At 56.1% G+C, this 17,167-nt stretch carries 14 protein-coding genes; 4 read left to right on the top strand and 10 right to left on the bottom strand.

All coding sequences use genetic code 11. The features are described from left to right. Positions 1-26: 26 nt before the first annotated feature. Together B150_RS0113565 and B150_RS0113560 are read right to left on the bottom strand one after the other, a co-directional pair. Positions 27-878, bottom strand: a complete 852-nt coding sequence (locus B150_RS0113565) for a hypothetical protein (protein WP_020400482.1) — start codon at positions 876-878, stop codon at positions 27-29. Further along, positions 871-1,953 (bottom strand): sulfotransferase domain-containing protein, encoded by a 1,083-nt coding sequence (locus tag B150_RS0113560; protein WP_020400481.1) that lies wholly within the window; start codon positions 1,951-1,953, stop codon positions 871-873. Before B150_RS0113560 ends, B150_RS0113565 begins: the two co-directional genes overlap by 8 nt. Before the next feature lie 227 nt (positions 1,954-2,180). Between B150_RS0113560 and B150_RS21110 the strand changes: the two genes are divergently transcribed. Next, complete coding sequence (locus tag B150_RS21110; protein ID WP_020400480.1) at positions 2,181-3,329, top strand: glycosyltransferase; 1,149 nt, start codon at positions 2,181-2,183, stop codon at positions 3,327-3,329. Then, the gene (locus B150_RS0113550) at positions 3,326-6,178 is read left to right on the top strand and encodes a glycosyltransferase (RefSeq protein ID WP_020400479.1); all 2,853 of its coding nucleotides are present in this window, start codon (positions 3,326-3,328) and stop codon (positions 6,176-6,178) included. The genes B150_RS21110 and B150_RS0113550 overlap by 4 nt, the downstream gene beginning before the upstream one ends. 15 nt (positions 6,179-6,193) lie before the next feature. Here B150_RS0113550 and B150_RS0113545 read toward each other — a convergent pair whose 3' ends face one another. Genes B150_RS0113545 through B150_RS0113510 form a run of 8 tightly spaced genes read right to left on the bottom strand, consistent with a single transcriptional unit; the run spans position 6,194 to position 15,638 of the window. Continuing rightward, positions 6,194-7,189 carry a GHMP family kinase ATP-binding protein gene (locus B150_RS0113545; RefSeq protein ID WP_025896731.1) on the bottom strand — a complete coding sequence of 332 codons (996 nt, stop codon included), beginning with the start codon at positions 7,187-7,189 and terminating at the stop codon, positions 6,194-6,196. Beyond that, on the bottom strand, positions 7,176-8,444 hold the full coding sequence (locus B150_RS21105) for an HAD-IIIA family hydrolase (RefSeq protein WP_020400477.1): 1,269 nt from the start codon (positions 8,442-8,444) through the stop codon (positions 7,176-7,178). Before B150_RS21105 ends, B150_RS0113545 begins: the two co-directional genes overlap by 14 nt. Then, on the bottom strand, positions 8,441-9,559 hold the full coding sequence (locus B150_RS21100) for an AGE family epimerase/isomerase (RefSeq protein ID WP_020400476.1): 1,119 nt from the start codon (positions 9,557-9,559) through the stop codon (positions 8,441-8,443). The genes B150_RS21105 and B150_RS21100 overlap by 4 nt, the downstream gene beginning before the upstream one ends. A 35-nt stretch (positions 9,560-9,594) precedes the next feature. Then, entirely contained in the window at positions 9,595-10,530 is a 936-nt protein-coding gene (locus B150_RS0113530) for an NAD-dependent epimerase/dehydratase family protein (protein ID WP_020400475.1), read from the bottom strand. Positions 10,531-10,569: 39 nt separating this feature from the next. Continuing rightward, positions 10,570-11,340 carry an NAD-dependent epimerase/dehydratase family protein gene (locus tag B150_RS0113525; protein WP_020400474.1) on the bottom strand — a complete coding sequence of 257 codons (771 nt, stop codon included), beginning with the start codon at positions 11,338-11,340 and terminating at the stop codon, positions 10,570-10,572. Between the two features lie 9 nt (positions 11,341-11,349). Further along, the gene (locus tag B150_RS0113520) at positions 11,350-12,300 is read right to left on the bottom strand and encodes an NAD-dependent epimerase/dehydratase family protein (RefSeq protein WP_020400473.1); all 951 of its coding nucleotides are present in this window, start codon (positions 12,298-12,300) and stop codon (positions 11,350-11,352) included. A 59-nt stretch (positions 12,301-12,359) separates the two neighbouring features. Then, the gene (locus tag B150_RS0113515) at positions 12,360-13,868 is read right to left on the bottom strand and encodes a glycosyltransferase (protein ID WP_020400472.1); all 1,509 of its coding nucleotides are present in this window, start codon (positions 13,866-13,868) and stop codon (positions 12,360-12,362) included. Between the two features lie 60 nt (positions 13,869-13,928). Then, a complete protein-coding gene (locus B150_RS0113510; RefSeq protein WP_020400471.1) occupies positions 13,929-15,638 on the bottom strand; it encodes a formate--tetrahydrofolate ligase in 1,710 nt (569 codons plus the stop codon). Between the two features lie 161 nt (positions 15,639-15,799). Between B150_RS0113510 and B150_RS0113505 the strand changes: the two genes are divergently transcribed. Both B150_RS0113505 and B150_RS0113500 read left to right on the top strand, forming a co-directional pair. Then, on the top strand, positions 15,800-16,348 hold the full coding sequence (locus tag B150_RS0113505; RefSeq protein ID WP_020400470.1) for a GNAT family N-acetyltransferase: 549 nt from the start codon (positions 15,800-15,802) through the stop codon (positions 16,346-16,348). After that, the gene (locus B150_RS0113500) at positions 16,348-17,010 is read left to right on the top strand and encodes an RluA family pseudouridine synthase (RefSeq protein WP_020400469.1); all 663 of its coding nucleotides are present in this window, start codon (positions 16,348-16,350) and stop codon (positions 17,008-17,010) included. The genes B150_RS0113505 and B150_RS0113500 overlap by 1 nt, the downstream gene beginning before the upstream one ends. Positions 17,011-17,167 lie beyond the last annotated feature (157 nt).

Genomic DNA, 17,167 nt, shown 5'->3' with positions numbered 1-17,167 from the left:
GGGCAATATAAAGGGCCCTCAGGCATTCAGCGACCATGGTTGATCATCTTCTCTGTTACAAACGGTGCCGACATATTCTTGAGGCTTTCGCCCAGCACTTGCTGTCGGTCCCCGCCAAAGCGTGTATTCAGGCGCTTGTGAAGGGACATTTTATCTTCCAGGGACAACGCGATATAGTCCCGCATTCTGTCAGGCGAGACATCCCACTTCTTGACCAGCCGCATCACCAGTGTGGCATCGCAGCCGGGATCAAAAAACTCGAAATAGTCGGCGAAAAATTCGGTGAAGGATTTGATGTAGGATAGCCCCGTCATGAAGAAATCCTGATTGAGGCAATAGCCACCCACCTGAAGCTGTGGCAGAAAAACATCGGAGATATGCACCAGTATTTCTTCTGTTTTCGCGACATCGACAAACAGCAACTCTATCCCTTCATCGAAGCCGCTTACCTTCAGGATATCGGTCTGGTGAATGACGATACGGTCGATGAAAGGCGCCAGGTTTTCGCGATATTTATCGAGGAACGGCTGCCCGCTGACGATATTATAGAGCTTGGTGATCTCCTGCTGTCCCCAGCTGTCGTCATAATAGAAAATATCAAAGGTGTGGAGTTTGCTGCTTGAAGCTGCGGCGCACGGGTTATCGGTCAGGCCACCCATCAGTGCCTGGCTGGACGCGCCAAGAAAAGCCCCCAGCTCCACCATCGCGCCACGACCTTCAAACAGTTCTTTTGCTGCATAGTAGAGGTAAACCCGCTCTTTCGGTCCAAGTGCCCCCGGCACTTTTTCGGGGCAGCGTTTGGAAAACGCCTGCCGTACCGCAACAAAGGATTCTTCATCCACAGGCATCAGCCACTTTTCCTGCACGTCACTAGGCACCGACGACACCCCTCTCCCGGTATGTGTTCACAAGCTCGCCCTCAAACCGGGCAGGTTTAATGCGCTTTTCCCTGAACGCCATATTCCCATATAGCTCCAGCAGCGACTGTTCTCGGTGATGAGCACGATAAAGGTCCAGAAAGCGTTCAAAGTCGTCCCTGAGGAAGGTGTCATATGCACTGGCTACCTGATCATGGCTTAGCGATGTTGTCCAGCTTGCGCGGGCAGCTTCGAGGCGTTCATATTCCTCCGCAGAGACGTCATCAAGCAGCAGCGCAGGGTCGCTGCGCACAATCAAAAGCTGGCGCGGCAATAGGCGGCCCTGCACACCGTCCAGCTCAAAGGCGAGGCCCTCAAGGCCACCATAAAGGTAGTATGGCACCCCGCGGCCGGGCAGCGCCACTGGCAGCACGCTGCTGTCATAATCGAATTCTATCGCGAGCTCGCGCTGCAGCTGATCGAGGAAAACCGTGAAGTCGGCACAGTCCCGCTCCATCGCAAAAAAACTGATGCGCTCGTCGCCAAATGTCTCAAGCGCCAACTCATAGGCGTCCGCATAGCTACTGTAGCACAAGCGCTGGTCTTGTAGCGCCTCTTCGAAATTCAAGGAAAACGGATTTTCGACAATCTGGCGCTTCAGTTCAGCATTCTGCGGATATCCCGCATGATTGATATCAAGGCCATGATAGCGCGGCGGGTAGCCCCGCTGGCTTACCTCATAAAGCGTGTGCGCATAGTGCGACACAGCGCGCTCCGCCGGGTTCCTGACAGCAATCAGGATACGTGGATCTGGCACTGTGTCCTTTATCCGGTTCAAAACGCGGCGAATATGTTCCTTGCCCTGGTTGGTGACATAAGGCGGGCTGGCTTCAAACGACAGAAAGCCTTCCTTGTAGAAATCCGCTTCAGCCAGGCCAAATTTCTCTGCATATCCCGCGAGCGAGACATCCGGCTGGTTGAAATATTTGATTTCCTTCTCGCCTTTCGACACGGCCACATTGGTGCGGTACCGGAAAACGGTATCGAGGAACGTGGTGCCTGATTTGCCGTGACTGATGCAGATGAGAGATGTCAACGTCCAAGAAACCCTTCTGTTCGCGCGTGAACGCTTTTTTACTCTAGCGGCAAGGATGACAACCGCAAAGCCACATATTGCCGATGTGACATTGAAGCAAATAGTGCGCCAGCGAGGCGGAGCCAACGTCGGTTCCCCTGTCGCCGCGCGTTGCTTGCTGCAATAGTTAAACATCTATACTATCTTGGCAATTACCCGCCGGGCATCCTTTTTCATTGGAGACTGACTTGGAAATCCTTGTGCTAACCCCGACACCTTCGCATCCTCAGGATCAAGGGAACAGAAAAGGGGTTTACGCATTCACCAAAGAGTTTGCGGACCGCGGCGCGCGCATCCATTTCCTTTATGTGCCGACTGAATGGTATGGCGGCTTCAGTCCGCGCGAGCATATGGCGATGTCAGATTGCTGGGATATTTTTCATGTCATCCCACCGAAGGAAAAGCTGGGGTTCACCCCCAACCCTGATGGTATGGACATTGACTGCATCTGGTATGACGACATTGAAACGGCTGTGCGTTGGTGGTGCAAGGGTGTGCGCATGGACGCTGTCGTCTGTCACTATGTCTTTCTATCCAAGGTTCTGGAAATTGTGCCTGAGAGCACCTTCAAGATCCTCTATACCCATGACAAATTTTCTGATCGGCATAAAATGCTTACTGCGCAGTCACTTAAGCCCGACTATTTTTACACCACGCCGGAAGGCGAAGGGAAGGCGTTTGACCGTGCAGACCTCGTTGTCGCGGTAAAGGAAAACGAGGCGGAGGACTTTCGCAAATTAACCAGCACAGAAGTGGTGACCATCGGCCATGCAGGTGTACCGACAAAGCGGGATTTAATAGCCGCCACTGACGGCAAATTGCGTATTGGCTTCATCGGCAGCGAAAACGCTGTCAACTGCACGAATATCGACCGGTTTTTCAACCGTTTTGGCGATGAAGTCGCGGCACGCAGCGACTGGGAATTCATTATTGCCGGCAAAATATGCGACCGCTGGTCATCTGAACTAACCAATGTGAAGCTGCTTGGCCGCGTCGGTGAGTTGGCTGATTTCTACAATCAGGTCGATGTTGTTTTCATCCCGTTCGAATTCAGCACCGGCATCAAGATCAAGGCGATTGAAGCCATGTCATTCTCGACACCGGTGATCATGACCCGCGACGCCGCCGATGGCCTACCCGTGAATGGCGCACTGCATCAGTGCGACAGTCAGCGCGCCGTGCTTGACGGGCTTGTAGCCCTCGCCGACAATCGCGAAAAATTGCAGCCCCTTACCGCGCTGTCGGAAGAGGTTTACCGCCTGATCAGGCAGGAAATTGCCAGCAAGATAGACACTGTCTTCACGCAGATTAGAAACAAAAGGCGCCAGACAGCATGAGTAGATTTTACATCGTCGAGCAAAACGCCCTGGATGTGGGCGGCCACTACTATAACTACACCAAGGAAATTGCCGAGGCCGCTACGGAGGCAGGGCACGACGTGACCATCCTGTCCAACATCCGATTCAAGGACGGTTTCGATATTCCCGGCGTTGAGGTTGTGCCGTCGTTCCACTTCACCTGGCTTCAGGCCCAGTGGCAGCCTCCGCAGTTCTGGCGCTCCGGCATGTTTTCCTTCGACCTGTGCAACACCCTTTATGAAACGGGGGCCAAGGCAGGTGACCGTGTGTTCATCCACACCATCGGTGACGAGGAGCTCAAGACATTCCTCAAATATGTCTGCGAGCTTGCACCGGCGTCCGAGGGGATCATTTTCCATGTTCTCCTGCGCTACGACCCTGAAAGTCTGGCACGCGACTTTTCGGTTTTCCGCCCGTTTTTTGAGCATATCCGCGCAAGCCACTGGCTGAAAAAACGTGTCATTTTCCATAGCGACACCGAAGAATTGTCCGCCCGCTTCCATGCACTGACTGGACTGCCGTTCCATACAGCGCCCATTCCGTTCAACCTGTCCTGCCTGCTTGAACAGCTGGATAAAAATGAACCGACAGCGGGCGACACCAGTCGTCCCCTCAATGTGGCGTATGTAGGTGACGCGCGGCGGGAGAAAAATTACCAGTTCCTGCCAGACGCAGTGGGCAAATGCCTCTCCGACCCCGCGCTTGACGGCAGGGTGCGCTTCACCTTGCAGTCAAACTTCAATTTCGGCAACGGCGAGGAAGGCATTGACGCGGCGCGCCAGGCCCTGAAGGCCATGCCGTCAGACAAAGTATCCCTTCTGTTCGAAAAACTCGATTCAGATGCCTACTATGACCATATTGCACGCGCCGACGTGGTGCTGATTTCCTATGCCCAGCGCAATTATGTGCGCCGCAGCTCAGGCATCCTGATTGAGGCCATGGCGGCAGGCAAGCCGGTCATTGTCACTGCAGGTACATGGATGGCAGGCCAGGTTACACCGGACCATGCGATCATCGTTGAGGACATGGATCAACTGTCTGAGGCGATCAAAAAGGCGGTGCTCGACTACCCGCGCCTGAAAGCCGGCGCTGAAGCCATCAAGGCGGCGGTACAGGCGAAGGCCACGGCTTCTTATTTCCTGCAAGAGCTGCTCACGCGTGAACCTGCCGCGCCCACGTCACGAGAGCACAGTGCCAACAACCATGTACTGGTTATTGCTGAAGGCGGAGCTGCTGCTTTTCCGAACGGGGCGCGGCGTATTGTCAACGCGCAACTGTCCTACCTCGCACGGCAAGGATACCGGATATCGGTACTGTTCCTTGTACCCCAGCTTGCGGGCTACAAGGAAAAGCAGGCCACCATTCACGCGCTCAACAAATCGCTCGCGCCCTATGGTGTCGAGAAAGTTATGTACGCCTTCCAGAGCAGCGCACTGTCTGACACGCCCGACGCGCGCCTTGGCGAAGTGTGGCAGGGCGTCAAATTCTCCATCAAATTTGACCTGCGCCAGTCCGAGCGGTTTGATTATTCAAGCGAAACGCTCAAATACCTGAGAAACCACCGCCCCGATAAAATCCTGTTGAACTACATTACGCGACGGCCGGTGATTGACGCGCTTGGCCTTGATGGCATCCCGGTCATCTGCGAGACACACGATATCCAGAGCCAGCAACGCGCCATATATGGCAACCGCCAGCTTGGTTCACGCGACTGGCAAATGGAATGTGAGGAGCTGGCACGCTGCGACGCGCTCATCTCCCTGAGCGAAAGTGAGGCCAAAACCCTGCGCGACGCTTTGCCTGACATCCCCGTACACAAAACGGGCTGTTTCCCGAGCCGCGTAACCCGCGATTATCTTGATCTTGTCGGCGTAAGGAACGCTGCCGAGCTGATCGCTGCGGCCGAGCCCGCGAACCCTGCTCTGCGCTGGCATAATGTGCTCGACAACCGCTGCCCGAGCGAACTGCTGCTCGAGACATCAAAGATCGACCTGCTGTTTGTCAGCTCAAACCACAAGCCAAACGCGGACGGGCTGCGCCGGTTCCTACGCGAAAGTTACATCCCGTTCCTGATGGCTAAAAAAGTTAATCTTGTTGTGGCCGGCACCATCGATTTTGCTGCCCTCGCGCAAGACCTTGGCGATCTGCCGCATGTTCATTACATCGGCCCGGTCGAAAACCTTGAACCTCTGTACGCTGCTGCTCGTATTGCCATTTTGCCCATTTGGGATGGCGCAGGCGCAGCCGTGAAAGCCTTTGAGGCCCTCGCGCACGGCATCCCTGTGGTCATGACCAGCACCGCATTGCGCGGTATCGGAACCACGGACACGAGCTTAAGGATTGCCGAGACAGGTGAGGCATTGGCGACGCATATCAAAGACCTGCTCGCCAGTCGCGACCGGCGCGAAGAGGCGGCGGAAACCTCCGCGCAGAACTTCGACACGCTTTGTAACCCCGCGCACTATGATGCCGTGATGGCCAAAATGTTACCGCCCATATCCGCGAGCCGCGAAGGCGACACAGCTCCGTGTGTCGGGCCTTATGTAGAGCTTGACGGTACCGTGTTCCAGATGAACAGGCTGTTGCTTGCGTGGATAGAAGGGCATCAGATCACGCCCGATGATACGCTCCGCGACCTCATGGGCAGGCCCGGCGCGCCTGAGATGGTGCAAGCTTACCGCGATATCCTGGCAGGCAAGCATACCGTATTTGATGTGCCCGCTTTCCGTTCACATCCCAAACTGGCACCCCTGCTCGTCAATTGTCAGGGCCGGAAGGGGTTTGTGGAGCGTTTTGACACCTTCACCGAAAGCTTAAGGGGCAAGTAATAGCCTCGCTCCGGATCAATCGTGCAACAGCACCCGAGAGCCTTCGGTATCAAGACTGATGGGTAAGGTTTCGGCCTTGCCTTTAAGCCGCTCCTGAATGCGGATGAGGGCAGACGGATCACCCAGCGCGAGCATGAAGCCGCCGCCACCTGCGCCGCAGAGCTTGGCACCGTACGCGCCTTCTTCCATCAACACAGCGTACAGTTCATCAATCCGCGCGTTTGAGATCGCGCCCGAGAGCGAACGTTTGATCTTCCAGCTTTCATTGAGCATGCTGCCGACCTCACGCAGGCAAACGGAAGTGCCTGACTGAAGACAGTTCGTACCCGCCTCTACCATCTCGAAAAGATGATGCAGGTCACGGTCTAGCTTCTCGGTTTTGGTAAGTTCTATCTGCTCCTCAATCACATCGGTGGCTCGGCGAACGATACCGGTGTGGATCAGAAGCATCGACTGGTTGAGAGCAATCAAAGTGTCTGCCGATAGCTGGATTGGGGTGATCTGGATACTGTCCGCGCCAAAATCGAACCGGTTGATCCCGCCAAAGGAGGCGTGCAACTGGTCCTGCACCCCTACATTTTCCTTTAGGAGCTCACGCTCAACCATGATTGCGGTGCGCGCGAGATCGATCTTGGTGGAAGGTGTATCTGTCAGCGCATGCACAAGCTTGAGAAAGCCTACGGTAAATGCGGACGAGGAACCAAGGCCACTACCGGAGCCCGGCAAGTCAGACATCACGCTGATATCAAGCGGTTTCTCGTAACCAAAATACTTCAACACCTCGCGCACGACTGGGTGTTTGATGTCCTCCACCCGACTAGGTAGCTCAAGCTTTGAATAGCTGAGACGGTAGCGATACTCTTGGATATTGGTCAGCCGAATGGCGGCAATATTGATATAGCGGTTGATGGTCATGCCGATAACGGCGCCGGGCCGACGTTGAAAATATTCAGGGTAGTCGGTGCCGCCACCGAACAGGCTAACCCGCACGGGTGTTCTAGTCAGAAACATCAGGCCGTTCCCCCGTCACAACTCCAGCCTCTTTGGCAAACACCCACAAATCTTCCCCTTCAAACATCAGCGACCTGACACCCGCAGCTTCACCGGCAGCAATATCTGACGGCATATCACCAATTAGCAAGGAGCGGGCCAAATCCACCGGCCAATCGGCAATAAGACTTTCAATCATTCCCGGGTTTGGTTTGCGGTCAGGGTGATCAGCAACCTTGAGCTCAGGCACCACGGCATCTGCGTGATATGGGCAGTGACGCACATCCTGAATGAAAGCGCCAGCATTAGAGACGCTATAGTCTTTCAAATGTTCATGGAAATTTTCCATATCGGTGAGCTGATAGTGCCCTTTGGCAATACCCGCTTGGTTGGTGACAATAAACACATGCCACCCTGCATCACAGAAGTAGCGGATAAGTGCCATGGCACCCGGTATGGTCACGAAATCTTCGGCCCTATGAGTGTAACCCTTATCGATATTGATGGTGCCGTCACGGTCCAGAAACAGCGCCGGGCGCCGGACAATAGCATCATATTCCCTTTGGCAGCGCTCAAGGGTTTCGGGCAGGCCGATATCGATGAAATAGCCATGCCCACCAGTTGCGAGCACACGACGCTTGGCCACCAGCGCCGGCATTAAGGCGGTCTCAAGGGAGACATTCTCACCTTCAGCCACCATATCGAGCACCCGGCGGCTGCAGAAATAAGCCCCAGCGTTGATCCAGCCGTCAGTCACGGTATCGCTGGTGCCCACGTCTGCTTTCTCGCGGAAACCCAATACCGTTTCACCGTCCAGCATAACGCTGCCATAGCGGCGACAGTCGTCGACATGGCATAGTGCCATAGCAATATCTGCGTCCGAGGAATGTGTCAGTTGCCGTTCCAGTGCGCGATAGTTGAAGGAGAAAAACGTGTCCCCGTTCAGGAGCAGGAAATGCTCGCCAAGAAGGGAAGCCGCATTACGCACCGCACCGGCTGTGCCAAGCGGCTGGTCTTCGATCACGACACGGATTTGCGCCTGATCGCTAAATTTCTGCGCGTAGCGCGCACACAGCTGCTCGCCGAGGTAACCGGCAAGCAGAATAATATCGTCAAAGCCTTGGCGTATCAGCTCCTGCAAAAGAATATCCAGGAAAACCACCCCGGGGCGAATTTCCATCAAGGGTTTCGGCGTCGCACGGGTCAAAGCGCCAAGCCTCGTACCTTTGCCGCCGACCAGGACTGCTGCCTGCCGTGTCCGCGTCGCCAAACTCACCGATCACCTCCCCGGCTCTGGTAGGCCGCCATCGCCTCTATCGCACCAACAATGTGATACATGCTGCTGGCCCGCGCGGGTTCATGAGTAAAACTACCATCCGGCGCCCGCCAGTCGTACCAAAGCCCCGCTACTTCATGATTCAGGAAGGATTTCAGCCCCTGCCAAGCCCTTAGGGCATCTGCCTCATAAGCTGCGCGATTGCCTGCATCCCGCCGCGCCATCATCAGTGCAGCCTTCAACCATTCGGTATGCGGCCAAAGCCTTGCGCGCGCGTCGGTACAGTCGCCTTTCGTATTCAGCGCGCTGCGTACAAACGAGCCACCATCAGGCACACCGGCTTTAAGAGCACGTCGGTAAAAATCACCGAGATCCAGCCGTGCGCTACCGGTCAAGGTGAAATACCTGCCCATAAGCGTCGCCCATTCAAACTGGTGTCCAGGCTCCACCACGTCACCGCGCATGCCTGTTGCAGGCATCCAGCCTGTGTCGAAACACTCAGTCACAAAACCATTCTCGGCATTGTAAAGGCGCTCAAAAAACAGTGCCGCCAACCCATCTAGCTCACGGCGCCATATCCCATCCACATCACTTTCAGCCCACGCCAGCAAGGCTTCAAACATGTGCATGTGGGGGTTCGTGAGCAAATTGCCACTGCGCTCGTCATTTTCATGGAAGCCATACGGCTCGGCGCCGCGGATCTCATGAAGACGGCGCAGAAGGTCCTGCGCATATCTTCTAAGAACCGTGTCAGGCTCAGCAGCGTTCAGGAGCGCAAGGGCATAGAGCGCAAAGGCCTGATCATAATTGTCGACCACCGTGTCGCGGCGGCCGCTCGCAGGCCAGCTCTGAAAACAGAATGTACCGTCTTCATTACGGCACTCTTCCAGAAGGTATCGCTTCAGTCCCGAAAGCACTGATTGCCACTTGTCTGCATCACCTGCGAGCATGCGGCATTTCAATACGGAATAAATCTGCCGCGCTACAACGCGGGTGCGTACATAATCCGTGGCTGGCAGCAATGTTACGTCAAGTTGGTCATGAGGATAGCCGCCCCCGGCATCTATACCGACGCCGAACCAAAGCGGGCACGCGTGCCCCAGCAGCCATGCCATTGCTTCCTCAGTAGTGGTATGGAGCGCGTTTGGCATCAAATGTTTGAATAGACCTCGTTGCGAAGCATCTGGTAGCCCTTCACCAGTTCCTTGATACCCTGCTCCAGCGAGTAGGCGGGCCGCCAGCCGGTCGCCTCCAGCTTGTCATTGGAAACGATATAGTCGCGCTTGTCGGGGTCTTCGCCGGTCTCGGCCTCGATATAGACCAGTGACGGCACCTGTTCCTTGATTTTGGTGGCCAGCTCAAGCTTGGACAGGTTCGCGCTACTAAGCCCCATATTGTAGACTTCACCGCGCATCGTGCTGAAGTTATCAAGCCCATGCAAGAAGCCAAGCGCCACGTCGCGCACATGGATGTAGTTGCGTTTGAAGTGGCCCTCAAAAATCACGATGGTTCGGTCGCGGCACGCCCTGTAGCAGAAGTCATTGACCAGAAGGTCGATGCGCATGCGGGACGACATGCCAAACACGGTCGCAAGCCGGAACGAGATGGCATTCTCGTGCGCCATGACAATTTTCTCGGCTTCCACTTTTGTGCGGCCATAGAGGCTGATCGGCCGAAGCGGACTTTCTTCCGTACAGAATGCCCCCTGTTCCCCCACACCATAACCACTGTTGGTCACAGGGAAAATAACCTGTTGGTCCTTTGAAAGTCGCGACACCAGCATCTTGACCGCATCCACATTGATGGACTGCGCCGAAAGCGGTTCACGGTCGCATAGCGGCGCGCCGACAAGCGCAGCCAGTGGAATAACCACATCCATGTCCTTGAGGTGCGCGCTGACCAAGGCTTCGTCCCGCGCGTCACCACGTACAATCTCAAGTCTGTCATCGTGACAAACATGCCCAAGGGAATTTACCCGGTGGGCAAATGTATCAATGACGGTCACATCATAGCCGCGTTCCAGCAGGATGGGCACAAGTTGCGCCCCGATGTATCCGCCACCGCCAGTGATCAATACTTTTGTCATTTTCTCGTTTCAATTCTCATTGGATGGATGCCACCGCCATCAGGATCGTTCATCCAGAAATTCTTGCACACATGCCGCACTGGTTGCCAGTTCCGTGCCAAGCATCGCGCGCAATTTTTCCGTACTCAGTTCATATTGGATTTCGGACGCGCCCGGTTCAAATTCGCTCTTGCTGCCTATGTGGTCGTAGATATCGCCGATATTCACCGTGCCCGGCGCCGAGACATTGACCGTTTCATCTGCATAGCCTTTGGCGATTAGTGCCAGCACCTGCTCCGCCGACCGGTCGACCGAGTTGAACTGAAGGTTACTGGTGCGCGACAGCCAAACCTTCTGGTTATACATCATGTCGAAGATGGCGTTTTTCTTGAGGCCGGTGCCAACAAAGCCGCTTTGCCGCACCACCAGCCACGGCACACCTGCTGCCCGCACATAAGCTTCTGCAAAAAATTTATGACGGCCATAAACGCTCAGGCGCGCGGGGTCGATGGTAACATCCTCACGCGACAGCGCAGGTTCATGGGTTTGCTCATACACATCACCTGACGAAAGATAGACATATTTGCCCACCTTGAAGTCATGGAGCGACCGAACCACCGACGTGACGGAGGCATCAAAATCCCATACAGGATCCCGCGCGGAGAGGAATTTTTTAGAGTTGCCATTCGCGTTGATCAGAACGTCACAGCCTTGGCCAACAAAAGAGGCATAATTGCTGCGATTGATGACGGCATAATCTTCCCCGCGCGTCCCAAGTGCCCGCGCATAGGCCGATCCGATAAACCCATCACCGCCTAGGATGAAAATCATGCCACGCCCCTACAGTCGGATAATGCCTGGACCGGCTTCATAATTTGCCGCAAACCATTCGATGGTATTCTCAAGGCCCTGACGCAAGCTGGTGGAGCAAGTAAGCCCCTCTGCAGCCATGAGCTGTGTGTCGAAAATCTTCACCTTCTGACCATCGGGTTTCGTGGTGTCCCATTTCACCGCGCCCTTGAAGCCGGTAATATCCACGATCATCTCAGTCAGCTCGCGGATGCTGACGCGTGTGCCGCTTGATATATTGATTGGCCCTTGCCCATCATATTCTTCCAGAAAGTAGGGGAATGTCGCGGCCACATCTGCGGCATAGACAAAATCCCGCTCGGGCGAGCCGGTACCCCACATGGTCACCTCATCCACACCGGCTTTCATCGCTTCATAAAAGCGGCGCACCATTGCGGGCACAACGTGGCTTTCGTTTTCACGGAAGTTATCAAACTCGCCGTACATATTGCCGGGGATCATAACGACAGAGCGCATACCGTATTGCTGCTGATAACTGCGTGCCGCCACCACGCCCATTGCTTTCGCCATGGAATAGCCTGCGCTTTCCGCCTGCGGATAGCCACGGAAAAGCTGCGCTTCGCCAATAGGCGACACGGCATCCGCCGGGTAAGCGCAGCCCCCCATTGGATAGACCAATTTTTTAACGCCTGCCTCCGCGGCCGCGCGAAACATGTTCGCGGTCAGCAGGGTGTTAATGTGATAAAAGTCGGCCGGGAACGCCTTGTTGGCCCCGATGCCACCCGAATAGGCCGCCAGGTGCACAACGATTTCAGGCTTAACCTCCTGCACCAGCTTTCTGCAGACCGAAGGTTCGGTCAGGTCACCGGCAGCGGAGCCCACAGCAATAACTGCATCCGTGCCATAGGTTTCCTCCAGCACCGGCAAAACGTGATGCCCCAGAAAACCCGTCGCGCCAGTCAGCAAGACCTTTGACATCATTCGCGCCCTTTCAACAAGCCTGCGGCCAGCCCTACGTGCAGCCGTTATATGGTCGTATATTATGCCAACCTATCGGCGGCAAATTCATGTGTCAAACGGATGTCCTCAAAGCCAAGCGATTGAAGTTTAACACATATATCATACCAGTCCGCTGGGTGGATGGTCAGGAGAACGGTCTCGTCCCCACTGAATTCGCCAGCCACACTATCCACATGAAAGCGTGGCGGCGCCACCTGCCTGTCATCTGGCTTCAAACCATCAAGTATAGCCACAACACGCCGCCGCAGCGCTTTCGGCATCTGTGCCAACAGGGTCTTACCAAACTCACCATCCCCATAGAGGATAACGGACCCGCAATCGCTCAGCTCATCAAAAGCACGGATGCTTGTGAACCGCGGCTTTTTCTCATCCGCCAAAGCTGATGCACGCTCAAGCACCTCGTCCATTTGCGTTTCGACTTTCCTGGTGTAGGCGGCAAAAAGCTCAGCCGTCAGCGCTGCGAGGCGGCTGAGTTCCCCTGGATTTTGCGCGACAAAACCAAGTTCTGCCGCCAAAGCCTTTTCGTCTGCCGCCTTGTGTGCACGGTCGTTTGAGTTGAAACCCAAAAAGCCGTGGGCTGTCGATGCCACCGGCATGCCATAGGACAGGGCCTCCACAGCCTTGATTTTGAGACCGGTGCCGAAACTGTTGGGCACTGCGATCATATCTACACTGGCGTAAAAATCTGCCACATCGTCCAATGTGCCCACGACCTCAAGCCAAGATGCAGACAAGTCGGTGAACGCCCGGGACATGCCGCCACCGATCCGGACCTTGAGCAAGCCTGACTGGACCGCTTCCTGATTATCGAGGGAGACCAACAAACGCCTAGTGCATTCGATGGCAATATTGTTGGCGCTGCCAATGATCCCGACAGTGAGGGCGGCATCGTCCCGGCCCGAGCTTCCAGCCTGCAGCACGTTACCGGCCGCGCTGTGCTGAAGTGTCATGGCGTCCGTATGCCCAAGCCCGGCGAAAAACGCGGTTTCCTCTTCCTGGATACCCAGCACGATGTCCGCGCGCGCAATGCCTTGGGCTTCTTCTTCCTCTGAGAGCGAGAAGAATTCATTGCCAACACCGTTCCGCGCCAGCAGCGCTGCCCGCCCAGACAAGATGTCGTGCGTATCAAGAATCCCCACAGTGGGCAGGTGCTGAATACAGTCGAAGGCTTTCGAAAGCAGCACATAGTTCACCCACATGATGTGGTAATCATTATTCTGCAGGCACCAGCGGATTTGCGCTTCAAGCGCGGGTTGCCAGTCGCGGTCGAGCCCCGTACCGTGTGCACCCTGTGTCTCCGGCACATAGGGCACCACGTGGAATTGCTCAAACGCGCCCGCCATTTCACGGAAATCATCGTCGCTCACCCGACCCGCAAAGTCCTGTGCGAACCAGATGAAATGCAGCTCATACCCGCGTGCACGCAACTGGCGGCACACGGCTTCGATACGCCTGCGATTACCCGCATGCGGCGGATAGGGACGCAGCGGTGATACGATCAGTGCCTTGTGTTTTGCGTTTCCAGTCAAAGACTTGTCATTCCCTGAATGTGGTTCGGAAACTATTGCACGAGACGCCCCTGCACCGCACTAAAATAAGCCCACAACCCGGCCGTCGTCGCCCACGCGGATATTGTTGGCCGCTGGCACCTTGGGCAGGCCCGGCATGGTCATGATGTCGCCGCAGACGACCACCATGAATTCTGCGCCTGCCGACAAACGAACCTCACGGATCGGCACCACATGGCCGGTGGGCGCGCCCTTGAGGCTTGGGTCAGTCGAGAAGCTATACTGGGTTTTGGCGATACAGACCGGGAAGTGGCCATAGTCTTCCTCGAGAGCGCGGATCTGGTCACGCACTTTCTTGTCAGCAATGATATCGCTGGCACCATAAAGCTCGGTCGCAACAGTGCGGATCTTGTCCCACAGATGCTCTTCATCTTTGTAGAGCGGCGCAAAGTCGCTGCCGCCGGCCTCTACAATCTCAACAACTTTACGCGCGAGCTCTTCCGCCCCCGCACCGCCGTTCGCCCAGTGGTCAGCGTCTACCGCGTCCACATGCAGGCCCTTGCAGATGTCTTTCACGAGCTGACGTTCGGCGTCGGTATCTGCCGAGAAGCGGTTGATGGCGACCACAAGCTTCATGCCGAAACGCTTGAGGTTCTTGATGTGGCGTTCAAGGTTCACGCAGCCGCGCTTGAGCGCGTCCAAATTCTCTTCGCCGAGTTTGTCTTTCTCCACCCCGCCATGCATCTTGAGCGCGCGGATGGTGGCGACGAGCACGGCCGCGTCTGGCTTGAGGCCACCCTTGCGGCATTTGATATCGAAGAATTTCTCCGCGCCCAAATCAGCACCAAAGCCCGCTTCTGTGACCACATAGTCCGCAAGCTTGAGCGCACTTTTGGTCGCGATCAGCGTGTTGCAGCCGTGCGCGATGTTGGCGAATGGGCCGCCGTGGATGAAGGCCGGGTTGCCCTCCAGCGTTTGCACAAGGTTCGGTTTGATCGCGTCCTTCAGAAGCGCGGTCATAGCACCGTGTGCATTGATGTCGCGTGCGAACACGGGCTTACGCTCCCGCGTGTAGCCGATGATGATGTTGCCGAGGCGGCGTTCAAGGTCCTTGAAATCAGTCGCAAGGCACAGGATGGCCATCACTTCGGACGCCACGGTAATATCAAAACCCGCTTCGCGCGGCGCGCCGTTTGCCACACCTCCGAGCGACGTGGTGATCTGGCGAAGCGAGCGGTCATTCATGTCCACCGCACGGCGCCAGGTGATGCGTCGGTTATCAAGGCCGGTCTTGTCATTCTCGCGCCAGTACACGTGGTTGTCGATCATGGCGGCCAGCAGGTTGTTGGCGGCGCCAATGGCGTGGAAATCACCAGTGAAATGCAGGTTGATGTCTTCCATCGGCACCACTTGCGCGTAGCCACCACCGGCTGCGCCGCCTTTCATACCAAAGCAGGGACCAAGGCTTGGCTCACGCAGGCAGATCATCGCCTTCTTGCCAATCCGGTTCAGCCCGTCACCCAGGCCCACCGTCGTCGTGGTCTTGCCTTCGCCCGCAGGTGTCGGTGTTACGGCGGTCACGAGGATCAGCCTGCCGTCCTTGTTACCTTCCCGCGCCTTTATGCCCTCAAGCGAAAGCTTGGCCTTGTAGTGGCCGTATGGTTCAAGCTCGATGGCGTCGAGCCCAAGCTTGTCCCGCGCCACATCGGCGATGGGCCTCATCGTGGCGGCTTGTGCGATTTCAATGTCGGATTTTGGTTGTGCGTGCTGGTTCGCCGATGTGTTTGCCATCGTGCCTGCTCCCTGCGGTAATCGGGCGCTCATTGGCGGCGCCCTGTTGTCCCTTCGGCGCCAGTGTGGTGAGCGGATGCGCCCAAGTCAAACACTCAATCGATTGCGCGCCAGCACAGGCCAAGCTATCAAGGAGATAGTCAACAGATACGGACACCATCATGGCTGAGACACCCTCCCCCTTTACCCACCGTGTTGCAACGCGCGACGATATCCCGGCGCTGACGGAAATCATGCATGCCTCCATCGCAGAGTTGCAAAAAGGCTTCCTGAACGACGAGCAGGTGAAAGCTTCCTTTGAACTGATGGGCATGGACACCCAGCTCATTGAAGACGGCACCTATTACGCCATTATGGACGGGGATGAGATTGTCGGCTGTGGTGGCTGGTCCCGCCGCGCGACCTTATACGGCGCCAACCATACGAAAGGCCGTGATGCCCGCTTGCTGGACCCGGCGGTTGACGCTGCCCGCATCCGCGCCATGTACACGCACCCCGGCCACGCGCGGCGCGGTATTGGTCGCCTGATCATGAACTTGTGTGAGAAAAAGGCTGCGGAAGAAGGCTTCAAGCGTTATGAGCTGATGGCAACCCTGTCGGGCGAGCCGCTCTATCGCACCTGCGGCTACACGCCTGTACAACATGAAGATGTACCCACCTCGAACGGGGTGACCGTGCCGCTGATCAAGATGGAAAAACACCGCGACTAATGTCTGCCCCGGTCCTGAAAGACTATGATCCGCCCAATGTGCCGCTCGACATCATTCATGTCGACGACGATATCCTTGTACTGAATAAGCCGAACGGGCTCTTGTCCGTGCCGGGTCGCACAGAAGAAAAGTTCGATTGCCTCGCCACCCGGGCCGAGGCTGAGTTCACCGGCGTGCGCATTGTGCATCGGCTGGATATGGAAACCTCGGGCGTGATCATCATGGCGCGGCATATGGATGCGCTCAGGCACCTTGGCCGCCAGTTCGAGGACAGGAAGACCGACAAGGTCTATGAAGCGCTTATCTATGGCAATCTCGCCCGCGATGAGGGTGAGGTAGACCTGCCGCTGCTCGTGGACTGGCCCAACCGACCCAAACACAGGGTGGATTTTGAGAACGGCAAACCGGCTTTCACCCGCTACAAGGTGATTGAGCGCACAGAGAAGACCACCCGTGTCGCGCTCTACCCCGTCACCGGGCGCTCACATCAGCTCAGGGTCCATATGCTCTCCCTCGGCCACGCCATCATTGGTGATAACCTCTATGCCGAGGGCGAAGCCTTCACACTCGCCGACCGCCTGTGCTTGCATGCGCGTGAGCTGACGGTGACACACCCGGAGAGTGGTGAGTCACTCACATTTACGGCGCCAGTGCCCTTTTAAGGGACTGATCGGCCACGCGAATTTTAACTTTTGCTGGCGCTAAACCGCCATTTTAAAACGCAAAAATCTTTTTGGTCAGAAAATGCTTGCATTGGAGGTCAAATGGGCACATATGCGCTTTCAGACGTAAAAAGCGCACGTGCCACGACTCCCGGGT

It is taken from the genome of Kordiimonas gwangyangensis DSM 19435 = JCM 12864 (assembly GCF_000375545.1).
GTDB lineage: Bacteria > Pseudomonadota > Alphaproteobacteria > Sphingomonadales > Kordiimonadaceae > Kordiimonas > Kordiimonas gwangyangensis.
The sequence above is the reverse complement of the archived record's forward strand: the minus strand, read 5'-3'. Positions and strand labels throughout refer to the sequence as shown.

Coding starts and splice junctions, on each gene's coding strand:
- B150_RS0113510 (WP_020400471.1), bottom strand. CDS start 15,638: ATGGCAAACACATCGGCGAACCAGCACGCACAACCAAAATCCGACATT.
- B150_RS21100 (WP_020400476.1), bottom strand. CDS start 9,559: ATGGCATGGCTGCTGGGGCACGCGTGCCCGCTTTGGTTCGGCGTCGGT.
- B150_RS0113530 (WP_020400475.1), bottom strand. CDS start 10,530: ATGACAAAAGTATTGATCACTGGCGGTGGCGGATACATCGGGGCGCAA.
- B150_RS0113525 (WP_020400474.1), bottom strand. CDS start 11,340: ATGATTTTCATCCTAGGCGGTGATGGGTTTATCGGATCGGCCTATGCG.
- B150_RS0113500 (WP_020400469.1), top strand. CDS start 16,348: ATGTCTGCCCCGGTCCTGAAAGACTATGATCCGCCCAATGTGCCGCTC.
- B150_RS0113505 (WP_020400470.1), top strand. CDS start 15,800: ATGGCTGAGACACCCTCCCCCTTTACCCACCGTGTTGCAACGCGCGAC.
- B150_RS0113545 (WP_025896731.1), bottom strand. CDS start 7,189: ATGTTTCTGACTAGAACACCCGTGCGGGTTAGCCTGTTCGGTGGCGGC.
- B150_RS0113520 (WP_020400473.1), bottom strand. CDS start 12,300: ATGATGTCAAAGGTCTTGCTGACTGGCGCGACGGGTTTTCTGGGGCAT.
- B150_RS0113550 (WP_020400479.1), top strand. CDS start 3,326: ATGAGTAGATTTTACATCGTCGAGCAAAACGCCCTGGATGTGGGCGGC.